The organism is Pseudomonas sp. SJZ077 (assembly GCF_007993905.1).
Lineage (GTDB): Bacteria > Pseudomonadota > Gammaproteobacteria > Pseudomonadales > Pseudomonadaceae > Aquipseudomonas > Aquipseudomonas mandelii.
The window spans coordinates 113,523-138,772 of sequence record NZ_VIUJ01000004.1; the positions used below are offsets into that span (position 1 = coordinate 113,523).

General features: G+C 58.7%; 17 protein-coding genes. 6 read left to right on the forward strand and 11 right to left on the reverse strand.

What is annotated here, in order from left to right; genetic code table 11:
• Window positions 1-47: 47 nt before the first annotated feature.
• From FBY01_RS09070 to FBY01_RS09110, 9 genes are all read right to left on the reverse strand, one after another.
• A complete protein-coding gene (locus FBY01_RS09070; RefSeq protein WP_145307160.1) occupies window positions 48-551 on the reverse strand; it encodes a nitrous oxide reductase accessory protein NosL in 504 nt (167 codons plus the stop codon).
• A gap of 33 nt (window positions 552-584) precedes the next feature.
• On the reverse strand, window positions 585-1,415 hold the full coding sequence (locus FBY01_RS09075) for an ABC transporter permease (RefSeq protein WP_145307163.1): 831 nt from the start codon (window positions 1,413-1,415) through the stop codon (window positions 585-587).
• Window positions 1,412-2,335, reverse strand: a complete 924-nt coding sequence (locus tag FBY01_RS09080) for an ABC transporter ATP-binding protein (protein WP_145307166.1) — start codon at window positions 2,333-2,335, stop codon at window positions 1,412-1,414. Before FBY01_RS09080 ends, FBY01_RS09075 begins: the two co-directional genes overlap by 4 nt.
• A complete protein-coding gene (locus FBY01_RS09085; protein WP_145307168.1) occupies window positions 2,332-3,621 on the reverse strand; it encodes a nitrous oxide reductase family maturation protein NosD in 1,290 nt (429 codons plus the stop codon). Before FBY01_RS09085 ends, FBY01_RS09080 begins: the two co-directional genes overlap by 4 nt.
• A 27-nt stretch (window positions 3,622-3,648) precedes the next feature.
• Window positions 3,649-5,571, reverse strand: coding sequence for a TAT-dependent nitrous-oxide reductase (gene nosZ / locus FBY01_RS09090; RefSeq protein ID WP_370654475.1), 1,923 nt, complete (start codon window positions 5,569-5,571; stop codon window positions 3,649-3,651).
• 53 nt (window positions 5,572-5,624) lie between these two features.
• The gene (gene nosR / locus FBY01_RS09095) at window positions 5,625-7,838 is read right to left on the reverse strand and encodes a transcriptional regulator NosR (protein WP_145307171.1); all 2,214 of its coding nucleotides are present in this window, start codon (window positions 7,836-7,838) and stop codon (window positions 5,625-5,627) included.
• A 77-nt stretch (window positions 7,839-7,915) separates the two neighbouring features.
• Complete coding sequence (gene hemN / locus FBY01_RS09100) at window positions 7,916-9,304, reverse strand: oxygen-independent coproporphyrinogen III oxidase (RefSeq protein WP_145307173.1); 1,389 nt, start codon at window positions 9,302-9,304, stop codon at window positions 7,916-7,918.
• Window positions 9,305-9,326: 22 nt separating this feature from the next.
• Window positions 9,327-10,673 carry a coproporphyrinogen III oxidase gene (locus FBY01_RS09105; protein ID WP_145307175.1) on the reverse strand — a complete coding sequence of 449 codons (1,347 nt, stop codon included), beginning with the start codon at window positions 10,671-10,673 and terminating at the stop codon, window positions 9,327-9,329.
• A 116-nt stretch (window positions 10,674-10,789) separates the two neighbouring features.
• Entirely contained in the window at window positions 10,790-11,233 is a 444-nt protein-coding gene (locus tag FBY01_RS09110; protein WP_083376787.1) for a CopD family copper resistance protein, read from the reverse strand.
• A gap of 468 nt (window positions 11,234-11,701) precedes the next feature.
• Between FBY01_RS09110 and FBY01_RS09115 the strand changes: the two genes are divergently transcribed.
• From FBY01_RS09115 to FBY01_RS09140, 6 genes are all read left to right on the forward strand, one after another.
• A complete protein-coding gene (locus tag FBY01_RS09115; protein ID WP_010460127.1) occupies window positions 11,702-12,892 on the forward strand; it encodes a sodium:proton antiporter in 1,191 nt (396 codons plus the stop codon).
• Between the two features lie 208 nt (window positions 12,893-13,100).
• Window positions 13,101-14,183 carry an efflux RND transporter periplasmic adaptor subunit gene (locus FBY01_RS09120; RefSeq protein WP_371857840.1) on the forward strand — a complete coding sequence of 361 codons (1,083 nt, stop codon included), beginning with the start codon at window positions 13,101-13,103 and terminating at the stop codon, window positions 14,181-14,183.
• The gene (locus FBY01_RS09125) at window positions 14,180-17,389 is read left to right on the forward strand and encodes an efflux RND transporter permease subunit (protein WP_145307178.1); all 3,210 of its coding nucleotides are present in this window, start codon (window positions 14,180-14,182) and stop codon (window positions 17,387-17,389) included. Before FBY01_RS09120 ends, FBY01_RS09125 begins: the two co-directional genes overlap by 4 nt.
• Window position 17,390: 1 nt before the next feature.
• A complete protein-coding gene (locus FBY01_RS09130) occupies window positions 17,391-18,824 on the forward strand; it encodes an efflux transporter outer membrane subunit (protein ID WP_077748409.1) in 1,434 nt (477 codons plus the stop codon).
• A 113-nt stretch (window positions 18,825-18,937) separates the two neighbouring features.
• Window positions 18,938-20,278: a putrescine-ornithine antiporter gene (gene potE / locus FBY01_RS09135; RefSeq protein WP_010460119.1), complete on the forward strand. Its 1,341-nt coding sequence runs from the start codon at window positions 18,938-18,940 to the stop codon at window positions 20,276-20,278.
• Window positions 20,279-20,325: 47 nt separating this feature from the next.
• Window positions 20,326-21,234 carry an amino acid ABC transporter substrate-binding protein gene (locus FBY01_RS09140; protein ID WP_145307181.1) on the forward strand — a complete coding sequence of 303 codons (909 nt, stop codon included), beginning with the start codon at window positions 20,326-20,328 and terminating at the stop codon, window positions 21,232-21,234.
• An 11-nt stretch (window positions 21,235-21,245) separates the two neighbouring features.
• Here FBY01_RS09140 and FBY01_RS09145 read toward each other — a convergent pair whose 3' ends face one another.
• Both FBY01_RS09145 and ppk2 read right to left on the reverse strand, forming a co-directional pair.
• Complete coding sequence (locus tag FBY01_RS09145) at window positions 21,246-24,131, reverse strand: EAL domain-containing protein (RefSeq protein ID WP_145307184.1); 2,886 nt, start codon at window positions 24,129-24,131, stop codon at window positions 21,246-21,248.
• Between the two features lie 141 nt (window positions 24,132-24,272).
• The gene (gene ppk2, locus FBY01_RS09150; RefSeq protein ID WP_145307186.1) at window positions 24,273-25,094 is read right to left on the reverse strand and encodes a polyphosphate kinase 2; all 822 of its coding nucleotides are present in this window, start codon (window positions 25,092-25,094) and stop codon (window positions 24,273-24,275) included.
• Between the last annotated feature and the right edge of the window lie 156 nt (window positions 25,095-25,250).

Genomic DNA, 25,250 nt, shown 5'->3' on the forward strand with positions numbered 1-25,250 from the left:
AGGAGACGAAAAAACGACTTGACGGCGATCAGGCTTTTAAAACGACGTTAGTGTTGTTGCAGCAGCGCCGGAGTGATCTCGCTGAAGCGCAGCAAGCGACCGCCCTGTTCAGCGGCAAGCTTTTCAGCGGCCTCGCGACTTGAGAACGACGCCAGCACCACGCCCATGGCGCCTTTGAGTTGGGTACCGACCACGTAGAAGGCGTCTTTTGCATCGATCAGATGGGCGTCATTCGGCGCGTTCCACGGGCTGCGGCCCATGTCATGGACATACAGTTTTGCATCGCCATGATGGTTTTCCGGCTGCAACCACCAGCCGATCATTTCCGCCGTGGAACAGAACTTCTTGATCCCCGCCCGCTCGACCACTTCGCCCTTGGGCCCGGGGAATCCGTCGATAATCATCCCGCAGACATGGCATTCATCACTGGGATGAAAGGCCGAGGCGGTGTCGCTGTAAGTGGCTTGCACTGGGTTGTCACAGGCCGCCAGCAGGAGGCACATCATCAGGCCCGCCACCGCGCGCATCGTCGTCAGATAAAACGCATTCATCGTCAACTACTCCAAAACCATCAAAGTGAAAATTCATGTCGCTCGGCGACGAAACACCAACCAGGCCGAACCCAATGGCACCGCCACCCACAGCGACAGGCATAGCCAGAGCATCGAGCCCGGCATCGGCAAATCGCTGCCAAGCGTCAGCACACCCGTGTTGCCGGCACCGGGTTCAAAACCGGAAAGGTTGATCAGGCGATAGATGTCAGCGGGGTTGAGCAGCAGCAACCAGGGCAGCACTTTCGGGTTGAACTGCCCTTCGCTGAGCACCAACAGCGCCAGCAGGGCCAGATCGAACACCAGCACGAAGAAGAACCACACGCCCAGCGCCAGCCCGGCCGCCGTGGATTTCTCGGCCGACGCACTGCTCAGCACATAGGCCAACCCCAGAAACCCCCAACCCAACAACGTCGACGACACCATGAACCGGCCAAAGGCCCAAAGCAGCAGGCTCAGCTGGATATCGTCCACCAGCACCGCGATGGCCAGCATGGCGCAGCCGAAACCGATCAGCGTCGCCAGCGCCAGGATCAACCCGTGGCCGACAAACTTGCCGAGCAGAATCTGCCCGCGACCCAAGGGGTACGTCAGCAACAGCAGCAACGTGCCGCTCTCGTCCTCGCCGACGATGGCGTCATAAGCCAACAGCAACGCAATCAACGGCATCAAAAACGTTGCCAGACTGGCGAGGCTGGCAATGGTGGCTGGCACCGAGGTAAAACCCAATTGCCCGGAGGCCGCCGCGCCCAGCCAGGCGATGCCGATGGCCAGCACCGCGAACAACACACTGATTGCCAATAACCAGCGATTGCGCAAACCGTCACTGAATTCCTTGCGGGCCATGTTCCAGACAGCGTTCATACGGCCTCCCCGATCGGCGCCGCACCGGCCCGGCTCATGTAGTAGCGGTAAATATCTTCCAGCGACGGTTGATGGATTTCCACGTCGGCCGGTTCGTCTTCATTGAGTAGCTGGCGCAACAGCCCGAGTTTGCTGCCATTGAGCGCGGCCACTTCAAGACCTTCGACGCCCCAGCGTTCGGTGAGATGCCCGGCGTTGTTCCAGCGTTGCTGCAAGGGCCCGGCGTGCTTGAGGCCGTTGGCGCGAATCAGCGTCGGCAACCCGGCTTCCTCGCGCAAACTGCGTAGACTCCCCAGTGCCAGCAGACGTCCCTGGGTCAGAATCGCGGCGCGGTTGATGTGCGCCTCGACACCGGGCAAGACGTGGGAACACAGAATGATGCTGGTGCCTTGGCTGCGCAGGCGATCGAGCAACCGATACAAGTCCTGAGTGGCGATGGGGTCGAGGCCGACTGTTGGTTCGTCAAGCAACAACAAACGCGGCTCACCAAGCAGCGCTTGCGCCAGTCCGAGGCGTTGACGCATGCCCTTGGAGTAAGTCTTGACCCGTCGATGCGCCGCACTGGCCAGGCCGACTTCCTCCAGCAGGGCGTCCACTTGGGCAGACGCGGCGCCTTTGAGTCGCGCGAAATGGCGCAGGGTTTCAACACCGCTCAGCTGCGGGTAAAACGTCACGTTCTCCGGCAGATAACCGAGCAGGCTTCGCACGTGGGGATCGCGGGGCAAGCGACCGAACACCCGGACCTGCCCTTCGCTGGGCTGGAGCAGGCCAAGCACCAGTTTCATGCTGGTGGTCTTGCCCGCGCCGTTATGCCCGAACAAACCCAGCACTTCACCTTCCGCCAGGCTGAGGTTGAGCTGATGCAACACGGTGGCATGCCCATAGCGCTGGCTGACGCCTTCGATGTCGATGACGTTCATGAGTTGGGCTCCTGGGTCAGGGGTTGAGTGGATGATTTCATCAGCGGATGGCTGTCCAGCACCCCCGGCGATTTCATCACCGGAAAGGCCCGTTGCACCCAGCGCAGCAACTCGATCCCAGGGCTGTTCATCAGCAGCCGCACCTGCGGGTACAGCCAGAGCAGGCGGTCGACGTTGTCATTGGGTTCGTAGGCGATATCGCCGAGGCCGTCGTTGTTGCGGTCCCAGCCCAGGTAATCGCTCCAGTAGTTACCACGGCCATCCACCGACCATTCCTGCAAGCGGGTGGCGACGTACTTGACCTGTCGCTGGTTGCCGACAAACGCGTTGTCGGCGATGCGGTTGTCTTCCGAGCCGGCGGTGAGATGGATGCCCACCGCGCTGTGCTCGAAGTGGTTGTGTTCGATGCTGTTGAACAGCGAGTTGTAGATGAACAGCGCCTTGCCCTCGGCGCCGCTGATCATGCTGTCGCCGGTCGAGCCGTCGCGCACGTCAGTGACGAAGTTGTCACGCAAGGTTGAATAGGTGATGTAGTTCATCAGGATCCCGTAGTTCTGATCCTGTTCGGAGCGATTGCCGATCACCGTGAGCTTGCGGCTTTGCATCAAGGCGTAGCCGGTGCGGGTGCGGCGGGTGGTGTTGCCGATCAGTTGGTTATCGTTGGCGAACATGTAATGCACGCCGTAGCGCAGGTCTTCCAGGGTATTGCCCTGCAGCAGGTTGCCGTTGGAGGTGTCGATGTAGATGCCATCGCGGGTGTCGCGCACCTGGTTGCCGACGACCTTGGCGCCATGCACGGCATACAGGTGAATGCCGTTGCCGCGATCTTGCGAACGCATCGCCGGATCACCCTGAATGCGGTTGTCGATCAGGCTCACATCCTGAGTGCCGTCGACCCAGATACCGAAGCCCTTACCCTGCAGGCGATTGCCTTTGATCACCGCACCATGGGCCTTGGGCTGGATAAACACCGCCGCATTCATGGCGGTGAGGTCGTGTCCCCAGTTTAGAAAGGTGCAGCCTTCGATGGCGACATCCGGCGCGCTGATGATCACACCGTTGCCCTGCCCCTCCCCCTGAAATACCGCGCCGGGCTCGCAGAGAATCTGCATCGGTTGATCGACACTGAACGAGCCCCGGTATTCCCCCACCGGCAGGTGCCAGCGTTGATTAGCGTCCACCCGCAGCGGCAACGAGGTGATGGGTTGCACCGCCAGCGCACTGCCGGACATCAGCAGGAGCGCAAATGCAATGACCGTCACCGGGTTTCCCTTGCTATCAGTCATTGCTTCGCTCCTGTCGATGGGCAACGGTCAGGCCTTCTCGACCTTCATGCGGCCGACCATTTCCATGTGCAGCGCATGGCAGAACCAGCTGCAGTAGTACCAGTGCAGGCCGGCCTTGTCGGCGATGAAGGTGATCGACGAGGTCTGCTGCGGGCTGATTTCCATGCTCACGCCATGGTTGGTCATCACGAAGCCGTGGGTCACGTCTTCAATCTGGTCGATGTTGGTGATGGTCACCGTGACCTCGTTGCCTTGCTTGACGGTGAACTCCGGCAAACCGTAGGCCGGGGCCATCGAGGTCATGTAGACGCGGACTTTGTTGCCGTCGCGGATGACCTTGTTGTCAGTCTCCAGCTTGATCCCGTCTTTGGCGGCGATCGCCACCGTCTCGGCAAAAAACGGGTCGTTGCGGTCCCAGATCTTCTTGGTCTTGATCTGGTCGCGGCGGGCCATGACGCAGTCGTGGGGTTCGGCGAAGGCCGGGCCGTCATGCACCAGTTTCATTTCCTCGCCGGAGATATCGATCAGTTGATCGTTTTCCGGGTGCAGCGGGCCGGTCGGCAGGAAGCGATCCTTGGAAAACTTGCTGAGCACCATCAGCCATTGGCCGTCGGCCTCACTGGTTTCGGTCAGCGACGCATGGTTGTGGCCTGGCTGGTATTGCACGTCGAGTTTCTGCTTGATGTAGTTGACCTTCTCGCCGGTGTACGCGCGAATGGCCTCCTCGACGTTCCACTTCACCACCTGGCTGTCGATAAACAGCGTGGTATACGCATTGCCGCGGCCGTCGAAAGTGGTGTGCAGCGGGCCCAGACCGAGCTCGGGTTCACCGACCACCACGTCGCGCGGGTCCTTGAATTTGTCGTCGAACAGATCGTCAAGCTTGGCGATGGCAATGATGGTGCAGGTCGGCGAAAGCTTGCCGTTGGCAATGAAGTATTTGCCATCAGGCGAGGTATTGAGGCCGTGGGGGTTCTTCGGCGTCGGGATGTAACGGGTGAATGCGCTGTCCTTGCCATCGGTTTTACGACCGTCGACCACCGGCACTTTCGAGCCGTCCAGGGTGATGAACTTGCCAGCCTTGATCGCCGCTTCGATGCGCGGGATGTTGAACACCACCACCCAGTCGCGCTCGTTGCGCATCATGCCGCCCAGGTCGTAGGCCTTCTCCGAGTTGTAGCAGGTGGACGCCGCGTATTTGCCGGTGTAGTCGGCGTCGGTGTTGTCCAGGTTGCCATCGACAATGACCTGGAAGGCCATCTCCATTTTCTCGGCATCGATGGCGTTAAACATCGTGTAGCTGTTCTTGTCCTGCAGGTCGAAGGTGCTGCCGTCATTGGGGTGTGGAATCACGAATTCAGCATTGGCGAACACGTATTTTGTGTGCGGCACTTTTTGCAGGCGCAGCCCGTGAACGGCCTGCACATTGGGCACGGTGAGCATCTTGTCGCACTTCATGATGTCCAGACGGATACGCGCAACACGGCTGTTGGCCTTGTCATTGATGAACAGGTATTTGCCGTCGTACTTGCCGTCAGTCATGGACAAATGCGGGTGGTGGCAGTCGCCATTCTGGAAATGCGCGCTGTCGCCCATGATCCGTTTGCTTTCGTTGGTCAGGCCCCAGCCAGTGGCGGAGTCGACGTTGAACACCGGTACACGCAACAGCTCGCGCATCGACGGAATGCCCATGATCCGCACTTCCCCCTGATGACCGCCACTCCAGAAACCGTAGTACTGGTCCAGTTCGCCCGGCCCGACGTGGGTTTTGAGTTGCGCGTCCTTGGCCGCAGCCGCCCAGGTCTCACGGGTAAACACCGCGCCACCGATGGCCGTGGCACCGGCCAGTACCGCACCGGTTACCGCACTGGTGCCCAGGAAACCGCGACGACTGAGGCCGGTCGATTCCGGCACTTCAGTGGTTTTCTTGGATTCTGTGTCGTTCATCAGGTGTGTTCCTTGAAGGGATAAAAACGGTCGCAGCGCACAGGCGCTCGCGGGGTTCATTCCAGAGCGCTCACTTCCACGACAGGTATCAGTTGCACAGCGATGGGTGCCGGTTTGCCGCGCTTCTTGCGCTTGTTGATCAGCGGCGGACACTTGTTGTCGTTCTGGTAAGTCATCTGGCAATCGAGGCAGTAGTGGCACTCGTTGGCATTGATTCGGCCATCGGGATGAATCGCCTGGATCTCGCACTCCTTGGCGCACAGCTGGCAGGGTGTGCCACAGTCCTTGCGGCGTTTGAGCCAGTCGAACAGGCGAAATTTGCTCGGAATCGCCAGCGCGGCACCCAACGGGCAGATGTAGCGGCAATAGACTTTGCGGGTGAAGAGGTTGATGACCAGCAGTGCCACCGCGTAGAGGACGAACCACCATTGGCGGTCGAACTTGAGGGTGACAGCCGTCTTGAACGGTTCCACCTCGGCGAACAATTCGGCGGTGGACATCGACTCAAGGGAGAGGCCGAACAGCAGCAGCAAAATGATGTATTTGATGGCCCACAGCCGTTCATGCACCGCGAAAGGCAATTCGTATTGGGGGATTCTCAGCTTGCGCGCAGCTTCGTTGATCAGCTCCTGCAAGGCACCGAACGGGCACAACCAGCCGCAGAATACGCCCCGCCCCCACAGCAGAATGCTCGCAGCGGTGAAGACCCAGAGCATGAAGATCAGCGGGTCGGTGAGAAACAGCTCCCAGCGAAAGTGATCGAACAGCGCATGGGCGAAGGTCAGCACATTGACCACCGACAGTTGCCCCAGCGCATACCAGCCGAGAAACACCACGGTAAAGACCAGGTAACCTCGGCGCAGCCAGTGCAGAAAACGTGGCCGACGCGTGAAGGAGTCCTGCAGGAACAGGATCGCCATCAGCAGCAGTAATGCGCTGCCGAGCACGGTGATCTGAAAGGATTTCTGGTACCAGATGGTCAACCACATCGGCCGACCGGCTTCCTCGAGGGCGGCCAATTCTTCGGCGCTGGGCAGTGGCCGCTCAAGGTATGGCTCGGGCAGTTGATAAGGCAGTTCGAAGCTGCTGAACGTGCCACTGAGCGGCCCGGTTTGACGACGCACCAGCAATTCCAGGGACCAGGGCGATCCCGGGTCGAACCGGGCCGGCTCGCGCACAATGAAAATCGACATTTCAGTGAATTCCGGCATGCCCTTGGCAAAGACGTCGGAGAGCCGCTGATGGTCCATGTCGCGAAAACTGATGACGTTGCCGAACTGGCGCAATTGCACCCGATCGAAAATCCCGCCGCGCACATACCCCGAGCCTTTATAGGAAAAAAGCCCACGACCCAGCACCACAATGGCCTGCTCGCCGGGCTTGAGGTCCTGCATAAGGAAGCGATATTGATTGTCGCCCAGCAGCGCACGGCCGATGGTCGGCGGGTTCAGGTCGGCGGTGTAGAGCTCGATAAAGGTCTCATCCACCTGATCGGCGGCGGCGTTTTCCACGCCTTCGGCGTCGGTGCCCTTGAAGGCGGCGTCGACCTGGCCACGGGTCAGGTTCAAGCGGCGGATGGCGCCGTTGCCGGTGAGTTGTTCCCAGGTGGCGGGTTCGAAAAAGTCCTGGCGCACGGTGGCAGGCATGCGCGCCACACCGCCCGTGTCCTCGATCAGCTTCAGCGATACGGCCACGTCGTGGGCGGCGCGCATGATGACCTCGTTGACCACCATCGCCGTGACGGTAGCCCCGGCAATCGCATCGACGGTGACGGCCTTCGGGTCGCTGGAATGGCCGACGACCACCCGCTGGCTGACCTTGATGCCCTTGTACCTGGCGCTGAAGCCGTGAAGTTTTGCCTCAGGAATGCCGATCAGCAGAATGGGCTCATGGTGCTCCAGCACATAGGCATCCTGAATCGCACCAGCAGTGTCGAGGATCACCTGAGTATTGATCGGCTTGCCCGAGTAGGCAGGAATGTCCACCACGTCCAGACTCTGGAACACATAGCCGAGCACCTTGCCGGCGGCGGACAGCGTGCGCACCTTGAACCGGCCTTCGGGGGCGGAAACGGAATCGGTCTGAGGGAAGGTTTTCTCGATGCGCTGCTGCTCGATGTCGCCGTATTCCTTGGCTTGCACCGCCTCAAAGGTGGCGAGCATCAGCATTAGCATGACCACCAGCCCGACGCCCCAGGCGCGCAGGTTGCCGTGTACCGAAGGCGGATGGATTGTCATGGGCTCGCTGATTTCAAAAGGGCTTTCGGTCATGTTAGGGAGCGTTGCGCCCCCTGCCCTTGATTGAAATCAACTTGAGAAATTAGCCCATGAGGACAGGCGCCAATGACTCAAACCGTGCGTGAAAACAGGCCTTTTTGCTCACTACCCAGATAGGCGTCAAACGCCATCGCGGCACTGCGCATCATCAAGTGCCCCTGTGGTAACAGCACCAGTTCGTCGCAGTGGATCTGCAGCAGTCCGTCGCGAACATGTTCCTCCAGTTGGGCCAAGGCATCGGCAAAATACTCGGTGAAGAGAATGTCATGACGCATTTCATAGCGGTTAAACGTAATACGGCCATGGCACATCAGGTCGCTGATCACTTCGCGGCGCAGCAAGTCGTCTGCGCTCAAGCGGTAACCGCGATGCACCGGTAGCAGGCCTTGGTCCAGACGCGCGTAGTACTGAGACAGCTCCTTGACGCTCTGGCTGTAGCTGTCGCCGACCTTGCCGATTGAGGACACGCCGAGGCCGATCAAGTCGCAGTCGGCGTGGGTGGAGTAGCCCTGAAAGTTACGCTGCAGGGTGCCATTGGCGCGGGCCAGCGACAGCTCGTCGTCCGGCAAGGCGAAATGATCCATGCCGATATAGACGTAACCGGCCGCGGTCAGACGGCGGATGGTCAGTTCAAGCAATTCCAGCTTGCGCTCCGGCGGCGGCATGTCGGCGGGACGAATCAACCGTTGTGCGCGAACCATTTCCGGCAGATGTGCGTAGCTGTAGGCGGCAATCCGGTCCGGACGCAGCGCGATGATCTTGCCGAGGGTGACGTCGAAACTCTGCACGGTTTGCAACGGCAGGCCATAGATCAGATCGACGCTGATCGACTTGAATTGCGCCTCGCGTGCCGCAGCAACCAGCGCATAAATCTGCTCTTCACTTTGCTGGCGATTGACCGCGGCCTGCACGTCGGGGTCGAAATCCTGAACACCGAAGCTCAGGCGATTGAAGCCCAACTGGCGCAGCGACCGGATCTGCTCGGTGCTGATGGTGCGCGGGTCGACTTCGATGGAAAATTCATGGTCATCGCTGTCATCCATGTTGAACGCCTGGTGCAGGCAATCCATCAGGTCCGCGAGCTGTTCACTGGTTAAATAAGTAGGCGTGCCGCCGCCCAGGTGCAATTGCGTGAGTTTACGGGTGCTATCGAACAAGGCCGCCTGCATCGCAATCTCAAGCTTGAGGTACCGAAGGTACTCGACGGCGCGATGGGTTTTCTGGGTAATGATTTTGTTGCAGGCGCAGTAGTAACAAAGACTTTTGCAAAACGGAATGTGGATATACACCGACAGCGGTTTCGACGCGCTCGCCTGGTTGCTCTCGCGGGCGGCACGCTGATAGTCGTCAACGGCAAAGGCCTGATGGAACTGTGGCGCGGTTGGGTAAGAAGTGTAGCGCGGCCCCGGGCGGTCATACTTTTCGACCAGAGCGCGATTGAAATCAAAGGAAGGCTTCATGATCAATCAACTCGCAAATGGGTTAACACCTCGCACCGCCCACATCCTTTTCAAACAGGTTGCAGATGGCATCCACTTCCGGCCGACCGGCAGGGAGAATGCTGATGAAGCGGTCCGACAACTCAATCAACCCCTCACGACTCAATTGCTCCAGCAACGGCCAGACCGACGAGAAATACCTGGAAAAAACCAGCCCATAACGTGTTTCGATGGCGCGTATATCCAGTTCCAGATCACACGCCAGTCGCTCCATGACCATTTGCCTGATTTGCTCCCCCGCCTCGAAGCGCCAGCCTCGACACGTCGGCAATTGCCGCATGTCCAATTGCTGCTGATAGCGTTCAATCTCGTCGGTGTTTTGCGTGTACAAATCGTCGATCTGGCTAATGGCACCCAAACCGAATCCAACATGATCGCAATAGCCGTGACGGGAGAAACCCTCACAGGTACGGCGCAACCGGCCTCGCTCCTGGGCGACGGCCAAATCATCATCGGGCCGGACAAACTGCCCCATACCGATGTAGTGATAACCCGCGCAAAGCAGTTGATCAAAGCAGATTTGGCGCATCGCGCCTTTATCGACCTGGCTGCACGGCGCTCTGACTTTGTCACCGGGTACCGGACGATAGCGCCGTGGTGGCCGGGCATAATCGAACACCATCAGCCGGTCTGGCTCCAGCTTGATAATGCTCGCCAGCTTCAACGCAAAACTGTCTGGCGTCTGCCAGGCATGGCCAAAACCCAGATCGACGTTGATGGATCGAAAACCAAAGGTCCGCGCCGCGTCCATGAGCGACTGGATCGGCGCCGGGTTCTGGTAACAGGCCACCGACCTTTCACAGTCGCTGTCGAAATCCGGAACGCCGATACTGACATGGTTGAAACCGTGGTCGCGCAGCACACCCATGGTCGCCCAATCGGTTTGATAGAGGTCCACCTCGACGCTGTAGTCGCCGCAATCATGTAAGAGAAAGTTGAAACGGCTACGCAGGTGACTCATCAGCCGCCCTATGTGAGCAGTGGTGAGTGTTCCGCCGCCCAGATGAAACTGTTCCACCCGTTGCTGCGCATCCAGGTGGCAACCGACGAGGTCGATCTCCTGCTCCAGATGCTGGAGGTACTGCTCAATAACCTGGTGCTCGTCGGCGCTGTCACGAGGGGAACAAAAGGAAAGCTTGAGGCTGGAGGGTAGCTGCACGTTCAGGGACAGCGGACGTCGCTTCTGGCGGCTGACGCGCAAAGCGCGAAGCAGATCCAGTGATCCGATACCCTCATGGAATTTTTGCGTGTCGGCATGACAGTTGGGGTCGAGCACGCCCTGATCGCACCGGGCGACCAGCTCGCCGGGGTTGTGAAAGAAATCGAGCATGAAGGTCTCCGACACTGGCTGCGGATCATCAGTGTCGGGGTCCAACGATCAATACGCCTTGATTTGCATCAAGCACAAGCAAAGTCTTGGAAGAACAGACTACCCGTCAAAGCCGATCACCAGGTCAGATAAAACATTCCCTTGGCCAGCAGCACGATAACGACCATGTGACAAAACAGGCTGCCGTGGATGAACTGCAGGTACCGCGGACTCATTCGGCCACGTTTGAATAAAAACATGGCCACCAGGAAGTGCAGCAGTACGCTCACGGCCACCGCGACTTTCAAGGCAAGCAATGTGCCTAACGATGAAGCCAGCGGTGAGGCAAGGACTGGCAGGTAGCGCAGCCAGACCATGCCGAGCCCCGCACCGAACAATACCAGCAGCACCCACGGCATCAGCGAGCGCGCTCGCCGGCCGATGCCTTCCTCCACCAGCAACATGACTCTGGTGGGTAGCTGTTTGCGGATGCTTTCAAGGAACAGCACTTCGAAGAACACCGTGCCGATAAAGATCAGGGCGGCAAACAGATGCAACGTCAGAATCAGCGGATAGATCATGGAGGTGTCGCCTTGAGTCAAGGCAACCCGTTACGCACGGGTATGTCGATCTCTGGAGACTACAGAGCCGTCCGCTCCATGTGGTTGACATCGATCAAGAAAGCACAAAACCCACACTCGCCGTGCTACATCATTATCGAGCGCGCAGGAGCGACCGTTCTTATCGTTGGTCGAGAGAAAAAACTGAAACCTGGGTCACCACTGAGTCAGTTGGCAAGGCAATACTCGTTTCAATGGACGTACCGAGTAGCCCTGCCTTGATTTAAATCAGACGAATCGACAACGAACGAACTCATCCTGCGTTATCGCTTCTCCAGTCTCGACGATGTCAGGGCGCAGCTGGGTTTGAAGTCGGGCGACCCGGTCAAACCCGAGCATGTGGACTAACCTGATGTTTTGATTTCAGCTGCGCCTCGTCCTGGCAATGACACCATTGCCTTTACATCAACCTGGATAAGCAGGTCTGCGATGTATCAGAACTTAGCTCTGCTTGCCGCCTTCCTCCTGACCTACAGCATATTTGCGGGGCGCTTCGAATCTCGCCTGCTCAACGGTCCACTCATGTTCATGCTTGCCGGCCTGATTCTTGGCCCTGCGTTCCTGGGAATTCTGCAACCCCGGATTGACAAGGATGGCCTCAGGATTCTGGCAGAGCTGACATTGGCCATTGTTCTCTTTAGCGATGCGGCCAATGCTGACCTCAAGGTTTTAAGGGCGCACGAAGGGTTGCCGTTGCGTTTATTGATGATAGGTCTGCCACTGACCATGCTCAGTGGCTGGCTGGTCGGTATCTGGCTGTTCCCGCAAGTACCGCCATTGGAACTGGCCATACTGGCGACCCTTCTGGCGCCCACCGACGCTGCGCTGGGGAAGGCGGTGGTGAGTAATCCCAAGGTGCCCGCCCCCGTGCGTGAAGGACTGAACGTAGAAAGCGGGCTGAATGACGGGATCTGTGTTCCAGTGCTGCTGATGTTCCTTGCACTGCTGGTCGAAGAGCAGACGCAGTCGCCGCTTTCACTCGCGGTAGAGTTGGTTATCGAGGAGCTGGGCATCGGTGCAATCAGTGGTGTGGCGCTTACGCTCATTGCCTGGCTGTTGCAGCGTTACGCCGCAAAACACCATTGGCAAGCCCCCATGTGGTCGCAACTGACGCTGCCGGGGCTCGCCATTTTGTGCTTTGCCACCGCGCAAACATTGGGCGGTAGCGGTTTTATCGGCGCGTTCGTCGGTGGGTTGCTCGCCAGCTTTTTGTTTACCGAACAAAAGCATCATCTGCTCGAAGCCAGTGAAGAATTCGCCAGCCTGCTGTCGGTCATCACGTGGGTCGTATTCGGCGCAATTGTGATCCCTTGGGCTTGGAACAATCTCACCCTGAACATCTGCCTGTATGCAGTGCTTAGTCTGACCGTGATTCGCATAGTGCCCGTGCTGATCAGCCTGACAGGAACCGGCTTTGATTTCGAAACCCGCCTGTTCATCGGCTGGTTCGGCCCACGCGGCCTGGCCAGCATCGTCTTCGCCGTCATGATATTGGACTACCCTCTAGAAACCAGTCGCACCTTGGTATCTGTCGCTGCCTGTACCGTTTTACTCAGCGTGCTGCTGCACGGCTTGAGCGCCAATCCATGGGTCTCGCGGCTGGCCGGTCGTATTCATTGATTATTGTCAGAAATGCCACGGTCTGCGGGTGTTAGCGTTTTACGAAAGCGTGGCTAAGCGTTTAGGGAGCGTGAGAATGGGCGCAAACATGATTGTTGTCAGGCAGCTCGTCGGTTTGCCTGTTGCCATTATGGTCGGGGTCTTGAGCCTGGTCGGTTGCGGCAAAGAGCCCGTGACCCTGGCTCGCCAAGCCCCCGATGTGACGGTCATGACGGTCACCGCCCGCGACACCCCGGTAACATTCGAATTCGTTGCCCAGACACAAAGTTCCCGCGAGGTTGAGATCCGCGCCCGGGTTGCCGGCTTCCTGGAGAAGCGGCTGTACACCGAAGGCGATTTGGTAAAAACCGGGCAAACGCTGTTCCAGATGGACCGTAAACCTTTTGAAGCGTCATTGCTGTCGGCTCAGGGCCAATTGGCTCAACAACAGGCACGCTGGGAAGTCGCCAAGGCTACGCTGGCCCGTGTCCGTCCCTTGGCGGCGCAGAATGCGGTCAGCAAGATGGATCTGGACAATGCTGTCGGTGATGAGCGTCAGACACGGGCTGCCGTGCTTGCCGCCGAGGGCACGGTTCGAACCGAACAGTTGAACCTCAGTTACACCACCATAGCCTCGCCCCTCACCGGCCTTTCAAGTTTTGCCAAAAAGCAGGAAGGCAGTTACGTCACGCCGGGTGAATCCGGGCTGCTGACCACCGTTTCACAGATGGACCCTATCTACGTCAACTTCAGTCTTTCGGAAAACGAGACGCTCAAGTTCCGCGACGAGATTGCGTCTGGACACCTTATATTTCCCCTGCGCAGTGAGTTCGTCGTAGAGGTCGTGCTGGCCGACGGCACCGTTGTCCCTGAGCGTGGCCGCCTGAATTTTGCAGCGCCTTCTTATAGCCAGGATACCGGGACCTTTCTGGTCCGGGCGGTGGTTGCCAACCCGACAGGCCTACTCAGACCCGGACAGTTCGTGCGGGTGCGGGCCATCGGGGCTTCCAGGCCGAACGCCATTACGGTGCCGCAGAAGGCCGTTCTGGAGGGAGCCAAAAGCCGTTTCGTCTGGGTGATCAATGCACAGGGCAAGCCCGAGCAACGGGTGGTCGAAGTGGGTGACTGGCATGGCAATGACTGGTTTATCACCCAAGGATTGCAAGCCGGTGAACGCATCGTGGTCGATGGTGCGATCAGAGTGACCCCCGGAGGGCCGCTGAATATCATCGCCCCCCCTCCCCCGGCAACCGAGACGACGGCAAAACCGACAGCCACCGCGTCGGTGCAAGACAGTGGGCGTCGCCCATGAGCATCTCTCACTATTGCATTGATCGCCCCATTTTTGCTTCCGTTATCTCGATCATCATCACCTTGGCGGGTGCAGTGGCGATGGTCAGTTTGCCGGTCGCCCAGTACCCGGATATCACACCGCCACAGATTACGGTGTCAGCCACCTACCCGGGCGCGGATGCCCAGGTCGTGGCCAATAATGTGGCAGCGCCAATCGAGCAGCAGGTCAACGGCGCCGACAACATGATCTACATGAACTCGTCGAGCTCAGCGACCGGCAACATGACCCTCAATGTGTTCTTCGAGATTGGCACCGACCCTTCCCTTGCCCAGGTAGACGTGCAGAACCGGGTCAACCTCGCCCTGCCGCAACTGCCCTCCGCGGTTCAGAGCCAGGGTATTCAGGTGCAGAAGAAATCTTCGGCCTTCATGATGGTCCTCGCCGTGTACTCCGCAGGTGATCGTTTTGACAGCACCTATGTGGCCAACTACGCCAACCTCTACATTCTGGATGCGATCAAGCGTATTCCGGGCGCCAACCAGGCCAGTATTTTCGGCACACCCGACTACGCCATGCGGATCTGGCTCAAGCCCGACCGGATGGCCCAGTTGGGCATCACTGCGGCAGACGTGCAAAAAGCCGTGTCCAATCAGAACCAGCAATTTGCTGTCGGTCGCGTTGGCCAGTCGCCCACCGGCCAGGCGGTAGAGCAGTCGTTTGCCGTGACCACCAAGGGACGTCTGACCGAGCCGGTAGAGTTCGAGAACATCATTCTGCGCGCCAGCAACGAAGGGGCGGCAATCGTTCGTCTCAAGGACATCGGCCGTGCCGAACTCGGACAAAAAGACTACTCGCTGCGCAGCACCTATCAGGGCCGTCCGGCAACGCTGATTGCGGTGTATCAACAACCGGGCGCCAACGCCCTCGACGTGTCTGCAGCGGTTACCAAAACCTTGGCAGACATGAAGACGACCTTCCCCGAGGGCATCGAATACAAGATCGTAATGGACACCACCGCATTTACCCGCGCCTCGATTTCCGAGGTGATATACACCTTTTTCGAAGCGCTGGTGTTGGTGGTCATCGTGGTGTTCATCTTTCTGCAGAGCCTGCGTGCCACCCTGATCCCGGTGCTTGCGGTGCCGGTGTCGATCGTCGGCACCTTCATCGGGATGTCGGCATTGGGCTTTTCAGTGAACATGCTGACGCTGTTCGGGATGGTCTTGGCCATCGGTATCGTGGTCGACGACGCCATCGTGGTGATCGAGAACGTCGAACGCAACATGCACGTCCACAAGATGACGCCCAAGGACGCCGCGAAAAAAGCCATGGATGAAGTCGCAGGCCCGGTGGTGGCCATCGTGCTGGTGCTGTGCGCGGTGTTCATCCCGGTGGCCTTCATGGGCGGGATCACGGGCCAGCTCTACAAACAGTTCGCGATCACCATCGCCATCTCTGTGGTGATATCCGGTCTGGTGGCGTTGACACTTTCGCCTGCCTTGGCCGCCCTTCTGCTCAAACCCCAACACGGCGAAAAAAATGCTTTTTTCCGCTGGTTCGAGCACAGCTTCGAACGCATGACCGAGGGCTACTCGCGCTCGGTGGCCTTCATGATCAAGCGCTTCGTGCTGGCGTTGTTACTGTTCGCCGGCATGATCGCGTTGATTCTGCTCATGGCGCAGCGCATTCCCAGCACCTTTTTGCCGCCGGAAGATCAGGGGTATCTGCTGGGGGCCGTGATCATGCCCGATGCCGCCAGTCTCGATCGCACCGGCGAGGTGGGCAAAGTAGCCAGTGACTTCTTCATGAACGACGAGGCCGTCGAGGGCGTTGCCATCGTTAATGGTTACAGCCTGCTCGACGGCCAGAACAAGAACAATGCCGGCGCCTTTTTTGTCGGGTTCAAGGATTTCGAGGAACGCTACAAGGACTCGGACACAATCAAGGAACAAAGCGCCCCCGCCGTCATCCAGAAAGCAGTCCATGCTTTTGCCAACGTTCAAGGCGGGATCATTCTGCCGGTGAATCCGCCGTCCATTCCCGGCCTTGGCACCACCGGCGGCATGGAGGTATGGATTCAGAGCAAGGGGGATGCCGGCGTCAATCAACTGGCAGAAATGGTCGGCACGTTTGTCGCCAAAGCCAGGCAGCGCCCCGAACTCGGCGCCATCACCTCCACCTTCAACGTGTTTTCCCGGCAATTGCTGGTCGACGTAGACCGGGAAAAGGCAGAATCGCTGGGTGTGCCGGTGGAAGAAGTCTATAGCACCATGCAAACCATGTTCGGCTCGCTCTATGTGTCGCAATTCAACAAATTCAGCCGGCTGTGGCAGGTGATCCTGCAGGCAGAACCAAGCTATCGCCTCAAGGCCGAGGACCTGCAACAGATCTACGTGCGCAACAAAAACCAGGAGATGGTGCCGCTCAAAGCCGTGCTGACCACCCGCTACGTCACCGGTCCCGACCTGCTGACCCGTTTCAATAACTTCCCCGCAGTCAAACTCACCGCCAACGCAGCCCCCGGTTACAGCTCCGGCCAGGCACTCAAGGCGCTGGAAGAAATAAGCGCCGAAATCATGACCAACGACTACGCCCTGGCCTTGAGTGGCGAAGCCTTCGAGGAGAAAAAAAGCGGCGGTGCCTCGTCCCGGGTGTTCATCTTCGGGCTGATTATGGTGTTCCTGATCCTGGCGGCTCAATACGAGAAATGGTCACTGCCTGTCGGGGTGCTGCTGGCGGTGCCCTTTGCATTGTTCGGTGCGCTGCTGGCTGTGCTGATCCGAGGGTTGAGCAATGACGTTTATTTCCAGATCGGCTTGACCATGCTGGTGGCCCTGGCCGCCAAGAACGCCATCCTGATTTTCGAGTTTGCGGTGCTGAACCGCGAAAGCGGCATGTCTGCCTACGATGCCGCCATGACCGCCGCCAAGGAGCGCTTGCGCCCGATTGTGATGACATCCCTGGCATTTATTCTTGGCTGCGTCCCGCTGGCCATTGCCGTCGGTGCATCCGAAAACAGTCGCCACTCCATCGGCACCGGGGTCATTGGCGGGATGCTGGCGGCGACGGTCATCGCAATCTTCTTTATCCCGCTGTTTTACTACCTGGTCGAACGGTTGACCGAGAAAAAAGGCACGGTCAAGCAGACCACTCAACTACCGCCGTCTGCGTCGACCGGGGAGATTCCCGGCGGCGCTGCGCAACACCGACATGAGGGGGATTGAGATGCGCACCTTTCATCTTCCCCTCGTGGTGTGCCTGGGCCTGACGGGCTGCATGCTCGGCCCGGACTACCAACGTCCGACCACGGACACCCCGGCAACCTACCGTTATGCAGACCAGGAAGCCCATGACCTGTCCAATACGCTGTGGTGGGAACAGTTCAAGGATCCGGCGCTCAATGACCTGATTCGCACGGCGCTGGCGGAAAACAAAGACATCAAGATTGCCGCCGCCCGGGTCGAGGAATTCCAGGGCCGTTACGGAGTGGTGCGCTCGCAGATGTTTCCGCAAATCGGCGCCGGTGCGCAAGGCAGTCGGTCCAGGGCGCCACGCGACAACGGCCCGGTGCCTTTGGATGCCAACGTCGATCCGATTTACAACAACTACCAGGCCACCCTCAGTGTCAGCTGGGAGCTGGATATCTGGGGTCGTTTGCGGCGCCTCAATGAATCCGCACGCGCTGACCTGCTGGCCTCTGAAGAAGGCCGGCGCACGGTCATTCTGAGCCTGGTGTCGTCGGTGGCATCCAGCTACATCCTGCTTCGCGATCTCGACCGCGAACTGGAAATCGCCCGCACCACTGCCAAGGCCCGCGGCGACTCCTACGAGATTTTCAAACTGCGCTTTGGTGCCGGCACCATTTCCGAAATGGAACTGGCGCAAAACCTTTCCGAGTTCCAGCGCACTCAGGCCTCTGTATCGCAATTCGAGTCCCAGGTTGCACAGCAGGAGAACAACCTGGCCGTGCTGTTGGGACGCAACCCGGGGCCAATTCTGCGCGGGCGTGACCTGGCCCAACTGACGCTACCGTTGGTGCCTGCCGGCTTGCCTTCGGACTTATTGGAACGACGCCCCGATCTGCGTCAGGCCGAGCTGGATCTGATTTCCGCCAATGCCCGCATCGGTGCCGCCAAGGCGCTGTATTTCCCGACGATCTCCCTGACCGGGCTACTGGGCTCAGTCAGTGATCAACTCTCGAATTTGTTCACCGGGCCGGCCGCCACCTGGTCCTATGGTGTCGCCGCGAGCATGCCGATTTTCACCGCGGGTGGCATCGCCGGTGAAGTCCAGCAAGCCGAGGCGTTCCAGCAACAAACCTTGCTGGCCTACCAAAAGACCATTCAGTCGGCTTTCAGGGATGTTGAAAACGCACTGGTGGCGGCGAGCAAATCCCGCGAGCAGATGATGTCCCAGGCCAATCAGGTCGAGGCGTTGCGCACTTACACCCGGTTTGCGCGCCTGCGCTACGACAACGGGTACACCAGCTACATAGAAGTACTGGATGCCGAACGCAGCTTGTTCGACGCCGAGTTGAATTACACCCGGACCCGGGGTTCGGTGTTCAGCGCCATGGTCGATGTTTACAAGGCCACTGGCGGAGGCTGGGTTACCGAAGCGGACAAGCTGACCGTCACTGCAAGCGAAAAGCCACCCTGATTAGCGCTAGGCAGATGGGGTCAAAAAAACACCAAGGTTAAGCACTTGCCCGACGACAAGTATCCAAGCGTCGGGCACAGGGTCAATGCGTCGAGCAGATCCAGGAGTTTCCGATGGCCGACTCAAGCAAGAAAATGAGCCTCATGGGGCTCACCACACTGGTCACGGTGAACATGATGGGCTCAGGCATCATCATGTTGCCGACAAGCATGGCGCAACTCGGGGCCGTTTCATTGTTGTCATGGATCGTCACGGCCATTGGCTCAATGTCCATCGCCTACTGCTTTTCCCAGTGCGGTATTTTCTGCCCGCGTCCAGGAGGGTTGTCTGCCTACACCGAAGAGGCACACGCCAAATCAGGGTTTTTCCTCTGCTCGTACCTGTACTTCCTTTCGCTGGCCATCGCCAACGTGGCCGTCGCCATCTCCGCGGTGGGGTACATGACATCGTTCCTGCCGTGGCTGGGAAGTGGCGCCATTCCATTGTTCATCGGAACGGTCGGCTTGCTCTGGTTGACCACCGTGGCCAACTTTGGCGGCCCCGGCATCACCGGCAAGATCGGTGCGATCACCGTGTGGGGTGTCATCATCCCGGTGGCCGGCTTGTGCATCATCGGTTGGTTCTGGTTCAAGCCTGACGTGCTGGCTGCCGCATGGAACCCGAACGAACTGCCCATCTCCGAAGCCATCAGCAAAGCGATCCCCCTGACGCTGTGGGCCTTCCTCGGCATGGAGTCGGCGGCTCAGGCTTCCGATGCCGTGGACGATCCCAAGCGCACGGTGCCGCTGGCTTGCCTGTTCGGCACGCTCGGTGCAGCAGTGGTTTACGTGCTGTCGACGTCCGTTATTCAGGGCATCATACCCAATGCCGAACTGGCCAACTCATCGGCCCCTTTCGCGCTCGTCTATGCACACATGTTCAACCCGACAGTCGGCAACATCATCATGGCGCTGGCAGTATTGGCTTGTGTCGGTTCGCTGCTGGGCTGGCAGTTCACCCTGGCGCAAACGGCCAAGATGACGGCTGACCAGGGCATGTTTCCCAAACTGTTCAGCAAGGTCAGCGCGCTGAACGCGCCCATTGTCGGCATGCTTGTCTGCGGTGTGTTGCAGACCTTGATGGCGCTGTCGACCATATCGCCCAACGCCAGCGCTCAGTTTGCAAAACTCGTCAGCCTGGCGGCAGTGACCAACCTGATCCCCTATGTGACGGCGGCCACCGGCCTGCTGGTCATGATGTACAAAGCCAAAGTCAGCGCAGGCGTATACACCCGCAATACGGCGCTGTTACTGATTGCCGTGGCTTACTCCTTGTACGCTTTGTATGCCTGCGGCAAAGAAGCCGTGTTCGGCGGCGCCCTTGTCCTGGCGTTCGGCTACCTGCTTTACGGCTTCCTCTCCAAACGGTTTGTCGAGCCATCTGCACCGCCTCAGACTCAGGCCAACATCCCTTGACCGTCGTCTTCAGGACTGCCAGCCATCTGAATTCGGGGAATCAGGATATGAACGTTAAATTGTCCAAAGCCAACAACCTGCTGCTCGTCTGCCTGCTCACGCTGATGCCGGTATTGGCGGGTGCCGATACGCTTGAGCGCGTGCGGACGACTCAATCCTTCACCCTCGGCTACTTGCCGAACTTCCCCCCTTTTAGCGCCCAGGCAAGCGATATACCGAGCGGTTATGCGATCGATCTGTGCCTGAAGATCGCCGACAAGGTCAAGACCGAACTGGCTCTGCCTGGTTTGCAAATACGCTACCTGTCGGTCTCACCCACCGACGAGATAAATGCCGTCAGCTCGGGGAAAATCGACATTCTCTGTACACCGACCGCCCCCACTCTGGAGCGGCGCAAGAGGGTGAGCTACTCAATACCGGTCTACACGGCTGGCCTCTCGGTAGTGGTGCGTCAGGATGCACCGCAGCCGTTGCTCAATGCGCTTGCTGGCAAGGTGGCTACCACCGGACCAACGTGGCGAGCGACGATCAACCATGGGTTGTCCAACCAGACCTATGCCGCCATTGCAGGCGGAGTCACCGAGACATGGATCCGTGAGCGGATGCGATTACTCGGGGTCGTGGCCACGCTTGTCACTGTCGAAAATACCGCGGCAGGCCTCAAGCAGGTCGCCGAAGGCAAGGCCGATGCCTTCTTCGCCGAACGCATGGTGCTGAAAAATCTTCTCGCCACGGATAAGTCTGCAAGCAATCTGGTTTTGCTCGACCGAATTTTCGAGTACGCACCGACTGCAATGGCAGTGGATCGAAACGATGAAGACTTCCGTTTGCTGGTCGATACCGCGCTAAGTGACATGTACCGCTCGGGCGAGATTGAGCAGGCATTCGACAAATACCTGGGGGGCGCCGACGACACGGCTAAAAAGCTGTTCAAGGTCTATGCATTGCCGCAATAACACACCCCGTTTTAGCGAGCGACAAGTAACGTATCCAGCAACGCCTGCAACCCCATGGGCTTGGCAAAATAATAACCCTGAGCCTGCCCTGCCCCCATTTCGCGCAGCAAGATCAGCGTCGCTTCATCCTCGACACCTTCGGCCACCACGCTCAGGTCCAGCGATTCGGCCATCCGCACAATTGCCCGCACGATCGCGCGACTGCGGGCGCTGGTGGTCAGTTCAAGGATGAAAGACTTGTCGATCTTCAAGCCGCTGAAACGGTATTGATGCACGTAGCTCAGGGATGAAAATCCTGCACCGAAGTCATCGAGCACCACCGACATGCCATTGTCGGCCAATTGCTGCATGTTCTGCCGGGCAATAGCCGGCTCGGCCACCAGGGCACCTTCGGTCAACTCCAGGCAGATCCGCGACGGCGCGACCCGGTGCTGCGCCAACAGGGCAAGCACATCACTGGCAAAGTCCGGGCGCGTCATGCTGTAGCTGGAGCAATTCACGTGCACCGGCGGCCAATTGGCGTGTTGAGGGAGTGCGAGGATTACTGCAACGCTGGTGAGCATGTACAGGTCCAGTCGACCGATCAGGCGCAACCCTTCGACGTTCGGCAAAAACTCCCCTGGTGCGATCACTCGGCCGCCCGGCTGATGCCAGCGGATCAGCGCTTCAAGGGCCAGGAGTTCACCCGTTTCAACGCTGACAATTGGCTGGAAATACGGCAGCAGTTCGTCGGTGCGTTTCAGCGCATTGCGCAAGGCCCCTTCGCGCTCCATCTGGTCCGAGACTTCTCGGCGCACTTCCTGATTGAACACCGCGTAGCTGTCGCGACCGGCACTCTTGACCCGGTACATCGCTGCATCGGCATCGCGCAGCAAGTCGGCCGGTTCGTGATGGAACTGATTGTCGGCGCTGACAATACCGATACTGCAGGATGAAAAAACCTCATGGCCATTGATAAAAAACGGCAGGTCAAACGCCACCAGGATCCGTTCGGCGATTTCGATCACCACGTCCATCGGCGCGTCGGGAGCGAGCACCGAAAATTCATCGCCCCCCAGTCGTGCGAGCATGTCGGTGTCACGCAGGCAGCTGCGCAAGCGGTGGGCGGCCTGCCTCAACAGCAGATCGCCAAAATGGTGGCCGAGGCTGTCGTTGACCATTTTGAAACGATCAAGGTCGATGAACATCACCGCCAGGTGCCCGCCTTCGCTGCCGAATCGCAACCAGGCCTGATTGAGGTGCTGTTGCAGGTAGGTTCGGTTCGGCAGCCCGGTCAGCGCATCGTGGGAGTTTTCGTGTTGCAGCTTGGCATTGGCGTGATCGAGTTCTCGGGTGCGGCTCTGCACCCGGGCTTCGAGCTTGAGGTTGGCGGAATGGATGGCTTCGGCGGCCGTGCGTCGCGACAACGCGGTGTCGATGTGCCGCGACACAAACGTCAGCAGTTCCTGATCACGCAGGGTATACCGCACTTGCGAGGTATAGCTTTGTACCGCCAGTACACCACGCACCACATCGCCATCGAACAAGGGAATGCCCAGCCAGGAGTAGGACCGGTAACACTCTTCGGCAATTTCGATTTCACCGTGCACATGCAATCGTTCAGCCTCGTCGGCGTCAATCAAGCAAGGTCGACGCTGACGAATAACGTACTCAGTCAGGCCCCGGCGTCCACGCCGTGCCGACGGACAGGTTGTCTGCCGATCATCAACGTAATACGGAAAAGTCACTTCAGTGGTCGTGTCGTCGAACAGTGCAATGTAGAAGTTCTGCGCGAACAGTAGATCACCGACGATGCCATGCAATGTTTGAAACAGTTCAGCCATGTCGCCAGGCTGGCTTGACAGTTCAGCAATCTGGAACAGCGCGCTCTGCAGATGTTCGGCGCGCTCACGTTCTGCCACTTCCTGCCTCAAGGCGTCGTTGAGTGCCGAAAGCTCCAGGGTGCGACGCATGACGATCCCTTCGAGATTCTCGCGGTGCAGGATCCGGTCCAGCGCCATGGCCACGTGGCGGACCACCACTAGAAACAATGCGCGGTCTTCAGCGCTGTAGGTACGGGAAACGTCGTAGACCTGCATGGCCAGCATGCCAAACACGTCATCCGAGGCATTTTTCAACGGCGCGCCCATCCAGAACTCGGGACGATCCCCCACGCAGTAGAAGCGGCCCTCGGCCTGAGCCGCGCGAATGCCGGCGGCGTCGATCAGCAACGGCTGGCCGGTGGTCAACACCTGGCCGGTCAACGACAGGTGTGAAACATCAAGGTACTCGTAGTGTTCGGCCTCCACGGCATCAACGTCGATGATGTCGACGTAATACGGATAGTCAATCTTGCCGGTATGCGGGTCATACAGTGCGAGATAGAAGTTCTCGGCGTCGATCAGGCTGGCGAGTAGCCGGTGAACCCCCACCAGAAATACAAACCGGTCGCGGGTCGAACTCGCGAGGTAGGTAATTTCATACAGCACCCGTTGAGTAATTTGCGCTCGGGCAAGGGTATCGGTCTGTACCTGCATGCCCAGGCGCTGGGCAAATTCGGCGAGCGCCGGTTCCGCAGCATCTTTGATGGGCGCGAGCAGCCATCCCAATACACTTTCACCTCGACCGGTCGGCCATCGGTGCAAGTGCCGGGCCTGGCAAAAAGCCTCAAATTCTTCACTCGCCACACTGGACGGCCACTTCGCCTGCGGATCGCCCTGCCCGACCAGATGCATGTGTTCGCCGGCACGGTACACCACCCATGCGGTGGTGTGAGCCCAGTGGCGAGCCGAGGTCAGCAATTGTTCAACCGTTTCTTCATGGCCCTTGCAGGCTGTGCCGACAGCATCCGGCCGACTCTTCGGTAGCGTGGCGACAACGGATTGCTGCGGGGAGTCGGACAATGGACAAAAACTCATCAGCGCTCCCTGTGCCAAAACTGGCGATATCCACTTTTTAGTTGCTAGCAATACGCCAGTGTTCTTCCCGTTTAAAGCTTATGTACCTTTTTATCAATAGTTTTATTCGCTTTAGTACCCATGAAAGATTTGACGACGCACTCAGAACTTTTCGGGAATGCGTTTTAGTGGGTAATCCGGTTCGTGATAACCGCCTGGCCGCTGACGCTTGGGCAACTTCACTTTCTCGCGCGGCACCTCTTCATAAGGAATGCGGCTGAGCAAATCGGTGATGATGTTCAGGCGAGCCCGTCGTTTGTCGTTCGAGTTGGCTACCAGCCAGGGAGCATGTCCGGTATCCGTCGCCTTGAACATGTCATCACGTGCACGCGAGTAGTCATACCAGCGGCTGTACGACTTCAGGTCCATTGGGGTGAGCTTCCAGATTTTGCGGCCGTCCTCAATCCGCGCTTCAAGCCGTCGGGTCTGTTCCTGCGGGCTGACTTCCAGCCAATACTTGAACAGCATGATGCCCGAGTCGACGATTGCCCGCTCGACCAAGGGGACAGCCCTCAGGAAACTGACTGCCTGCTCTTTGGTGCAAAACCCCATCACGCGCTCGACGCCCGCACGGTTGTACCAACTGCGATCAAAGATCACCACTTCGCCAGCCGCAGGCAAATGTGGCAGGTAACGCTGCACATACATCTGGCTTTTTTCGCGATCGGTCGGGGCAGGTAACGCCACAACGCGAAAGATCCGTGGGCTCACGCGTTCAGTCAGCGCCTTGATGGTGCCGCCCTTGCCCGCCCCGTCGCGGCCCTCGAAGACAATGCAGATCTTGATGCCCTCATGCTGCACCCATTCCTGCAACTTCACTATTTCGACATGCAGTCGGCGCAGTTCACTCAGGTAGTCCTTGTTGGACATCTTCGCGATGTCGACGGAATGACGTTTCTTGGTGGATTTCTTGTCCTTTGCCATGAACAACACCTCGCAGTCGATTGGCTCGCTGAGTTTAGTCCATGGTTGAAGATTTACCGGCGCCGAGGACGCCGTCGAGGATTTAAAAGACAACACAAAACAAAAGTGGGAGCGGGCTTGCTCTCGAAGAGGTCGTGTCAGTCAACATCAGTGTTG